The sequence below is a fragment of the Vibrio genomosp. F10 str. 9ZD137 genome (assembly GCF_049974785.1).
Lineage (GTDB): Bacteria > Pseudomonadota > Gammaproteobacteria > Enterobacterales > Vibrionaceae > Vibrio.
On sequence record NZ_JBNGCJ010000701.1, the window covers coordinates 1 to 3,458 of the forward strand.

A 3,458-nucleotide genomic window follows, 5' to 3' on the forward strand; every position below is an offset into this window, starting at 1 on the left:
TGGTGTTGTTGCTAAAATCTTTGATTAAGATTTGACTAACTACTAGTAAAAAGGGCATCATTTGATGCCCTTTTTCTGCGCTGAATATTATGCTTGTTGGTCATGGCGAACAATTAAGCGTAAAGCAAGGAATTTGGTTTGAGGTTTTTCCTCATCTCAAGAGTATACATCAATGGTTATTTTTATTGATGTTATGGAATTCGCCCTGCAACAGCGGGGCTATTGTCGTCTATATTAAGACTTATGACAGGTTGGTTGTATGAAAGCAAATAATGCTGAAACTCCTGATAGCTCAAACGGTGCAGATACGTTTAAGTGGATTCTCACTTTTATTCTGCTAACCGCTGCTGTTGTGGGTAATTACCTGTATGGTGAAATGTCTGTAGTGATTCGAGCTGCAGGCGTCGTTGTATTAATCGCCGCTGCACTTGGTGTATCTGCGACAACGGCTAAAGGTAAAGCAGCGATTGTCTTTGCACGCGAATCCCGAATGGAAGTGCGTAAAGTGGTATGGCCTACGCGTCAGGAAACCATGCAAACGTCGTTTATCGTATTAGCAGTATGTATTGTAATGGCTCTAGTGTTATGGGGCATTGACGGCATTATGGTTCGTCTTGTTGCCTTAGCAACTGGGGTGTGAGGGTTTTAATTCATGAGTGAAGCTCCAAAGAAACGTTGGTATGTTGTTCAAGCCTTTTCAGGTTATGAAGGTCGTGTGGCTCAATCGCTACGTGAACATATTAAAATGCACAACATGGAAGAGTTGTTTGGCGAAGTATTAGTACCTACAGAAGAAGTAGTAGAGATGCGTGCTGGCCAACGTCGCAAAAGCGAACGTAAATTTTTCCCAGGCTATGTATTAGTACAAATGCTGATGAATGATGAATCATGGCACTTAGTACGTAGTATTCCTCGTGTAATGGGCTTCATTGGTGGTACCTCTGATCGTCCTGCGCCTATCACTGACAAAGAAGCGGATGCGATTTTGAACCGTCTTGAGAAAGCGAGCGAAGCTCCGCGTCCTAAGACAATGTTCGAAGCGGGTGAAGTGGTTCGTGTTAATGATGGTCCGTTTGCTGACTTCAACGGTACTGTTGAAGAAGTGGATTACGAGAAGAGCCGCATTAAAGTGTCAGTATCGATCTTTGGTCGTGCGACACCTGTTGAGCTTGAATTTGGTCAAGTGGAAAAACTTGATTAAAAAAACACCTTTTTAATGCTTGTTAATGGCGCGGATTATGCTTATAATTTCGCGCCTTTTTACAGGTATTACTGTAAGAAGTTTTTTATGAAAAACGGGGAGCTGACTGAAATGTTGGCGTTTGAACCCAAAATTAGGAAATATCATGGCTAAGAAAGTTGAAGCTTATATCAAACTGCAAGTAGCAGCTGGTATGGCAAACCCAAGTCCACCGGTTGGTCCTGCACTAGGTCAACACGGCGTAAACATCATGGAATTCTGTAAAGCGTTCAACGCAAAAACAGAATCTGTTGAGAAAGGTCTACCGACTCCAGTAGTTATTACTGTTTACAACGACCGTTCTTTCACGTTCGTTACTAAGACTCCACCTGCTGCTGTTCTTCTTAAGAAAGCGGCTGGCGTTAAGTCTGGTTCAGGTCGTCCTAACACTGAAAAAGTGGGTACGGTAACAGACGCTCAAATCCAAGAAATCGCAGAAACTAAAGCTGCTGATATGACTGGTGCTGATGTTGAAGCGATGAAACGTTCTATTGCGGGTACTGCTCGTTCAATGGGCCTAGTGGTAGAGGGTTAAGAACATGGCAAAACTAACTAAGCGCATGCGCACAATTCGTGAAAAAGTTGAAGTAACGAAAGAATACGAAATCAACGAAGCAGTTGCTCTTCTTAAAGAACTAGCAACAGCGAAATTTGTTGAGTCTGTAGACGTTGCTGTAAACCTTGGCATCGATGCTCGTAAATCTGACCAGAACGTACGTGGTGCAACTGTACTTCCGCACGGTACTGGCCGCGACATTCGCGTAGCAGTGTTCACTCAAGGTGCAAACGCTGAAGCAGCTAAAGAAGCTGGCGCAGATATCGTTGGTATGGAAGATCTTGCTGAGCAAGTGAAGAAAGGCGTAATGGACTTTGACGTTGTTGTTGCATCTCCAGATGCAATGCGCGTTGTAGGCCAACTAGGTACTATCCTAGGTCCACGCGGTCTAATGCCAAACCCTAAAGTTGGTACTGTAACTCCTAACGTTGCTGAAGCAGTTAAAAATGCTAAAGCGGGTCAGGTTCGTTACCGTAACGACAAAAACGGTATTATCCACACTACTATTGGTAAAGCTACTTTCGAAGCGGCGCAAATTCAAGAGAACTTAGAAGCTCTTCTAGTTGCACTTAAGAAAGCAAAACCTTCTTCTGCGAAAGGTACTTTCGTGAAGAAAGTAAGCATCTCTACCACTATGGGTGCGGGTGTTACTGTTGATCAGGCTAGCCTGAACACACAAGCATAATTTGTTTGATTAGGCGCAGAATTAATGTATAATTCTGCGCCTAATTTGTGGTTGGGGCTGACGTTGATTCCTTTTTTTGAATTGTCAATAAATGGAATTAGAACAGTCTCCGTCCAAGACCGTAGGTGTTAATTGTTTTTCAATTAACTTAATCGTCCTACGTAGATGGTGCCCGAACTGACAGAAAGCTTTCTTATATGATGTTTCATTATATGATTAACTTTCTTCTGGGACTGCACCTTATTAACTCTCACTGTTGTGATAATAGTGAGTGGTGTAACGACAACCAGGAGTAAATCCAAATGGCTTTAAACCTTCAAGACAAAAAAGCAATTGTTGCTGAAGTCAACGAAGCTGCCAGTGGTGCACTTTCTGCAGTTGTAGCTGATTCTCGTGGCGTTGAAGTTGGCGCAATGACTTCTCTACGTAAACAAGCGCGTGAAGCGGGTGTTTATGTGAGAGTTGTGCGTAACACTTTAGCACGCCGTGCAGTTCAGGGAACAGATTACGAGTGTCTTACTGACACTTTCACTGGTCCTACTCTGATTGCATTCTCTAACGAGCACCCAGGTGCTGGCGCGCGTCTTTTTAAAGACTTCGCGAAAGAGAACAAAGCGTTCGAGATCAAAGCCGCTGCATTTGAAGGCGCACTAACTGACGCTGAAGTACTAGCGACACTACCAACTTACGACGAAGCTATTGCACGCCTAATGATGTGCATGAAAGAAGCTTCTGCTGGTAAGCTGGTTCGTACTATCGCTGCTTTACGTGATCAAAAAGAAGAAGCTGCGGCATAAGCCTTGCTTTCTACTGATTGTAAAATAAACTAATTGTTGACTTAAAAGAGAATTGTTATGTCTATTACTAACGAGCAAATCCTAGACGCAGTTGCAGAAATGTCTGTAATGCAAGTTGTTGAGCTTATCGAAGCTATGGAAGAAAAATTCGGCGTATCTGCTGCTGAGATCGGAAGAGCG

5 protein-coding genes and 1 pseudogene are annotated in these 3,458 nt (G+C 43.3%); all 6 read left to right on the forward strand.

The window, feature by feature from the left end; translation table 11 throughout:
* Positions 1–259 precede the first annotated feature (259 nt).
* Positions 260–640: a preprotein translocase subunit SecE gene (gene secE, locus ACP45E_RS16745; protein WP_017035409.1), complete on the forward strand. Its 381-nt coding sequence runs from the start codon at positions 260–262 to the stop codon at positions 638–640.
* A 12-nt stretch (positions 641–652) separates the two neighbouring features.
* Positions 653–1,201 (forward strand): transcription termination/antitermination protein NusG, encoded by a 549-nt coding sequence (gene nusG, locus ACP45E_RS16750; RefSeq protein WP_017035408.1) that lies wholly within the window; start codon positions 653–655, stop codon positions 1,199–1,201.
* Positions 1,202–1,346: 145 nt separating this feature from the next.
* Positions 1,347–1,775 (forward strand): 50S ribosomal protein L11, encoded by a 429-nt coding sequence (rplK, locus tag ACP45E_RS16755; RefSeq protein WP_017035406.1) that lies wholly within the window; start codon positions 1,347–1,349, stop codon positions 1,773–1,775.
* Positions 1,776–1,779: 4 nt separating this feature from the next.
* Positions 1,780–2,481 (forward strand): 50S ribosomal protein L1, encoded by a 702-nt coding sequence (gene rplA, locus ACP45E_RS16760; RefSeq protein WP_017035405.1) that lies wholly within the window; start codon positions 1,780–1,782, stop codon positions 2,479–2,481.
* A gap of 302 nt (positions 2,482–2,783) precedes the next feature.
* Positions 2,784–3,278: a 50S ribosomal protein L10 gene (gene rplJ, locus ACP45E_RS16765; protein WP_017035404.1), complete on the forward strand. Its 495-nt coding sequence runs from the start codon at positions 2,784–2,786 to the stop codon at positions 3,276–3,278.
* A 57-nt stretch (positions 3,279–3,335) separates the two neighbouring features.
* Positions 3,336–3,458 (forward strand): annotated as a pseudogene (locus ACP45E_RS16770) (hypothetical protein); the annotation flags it as partial.

Bases quoted from the DNA above. Each gene is read 5' to 3' on its own strand.
- secE (WP_017035409.1), top strand. From the start codon at position 260: ATGAAAGCAAATAATGCTGAAACTCCTGATAGCTCAAACGGTGCAGAT.
- nusG (WP_017035408.1), top strand. From the start codon at position 653: ATGAGTGAAGCTCCAAAGAAACGTTGGTATGTTGTTCAAGCCTTTTCA.
- rplK (WP_017035406.1), top strand. From the start codon at position 1,347: ATGGCTAAGAAAGTTGAAGCTTATATCAAACTGCAAGTAGCAGCTGGT.
- rplA (WP_017035405.1), top strand. From the start codon at position 1,780: ATGGCAAAACTAACTAAGCGCATGCGCACAATTCGTGAAAAAGTTGAA.
- rplJ (WP_017035404.1), top strand. From the start codon at position 2,784: ATGGCTTTAAACCTTCAAGACAAAAAAGCAATTGTTGCTGAAGTCAAC.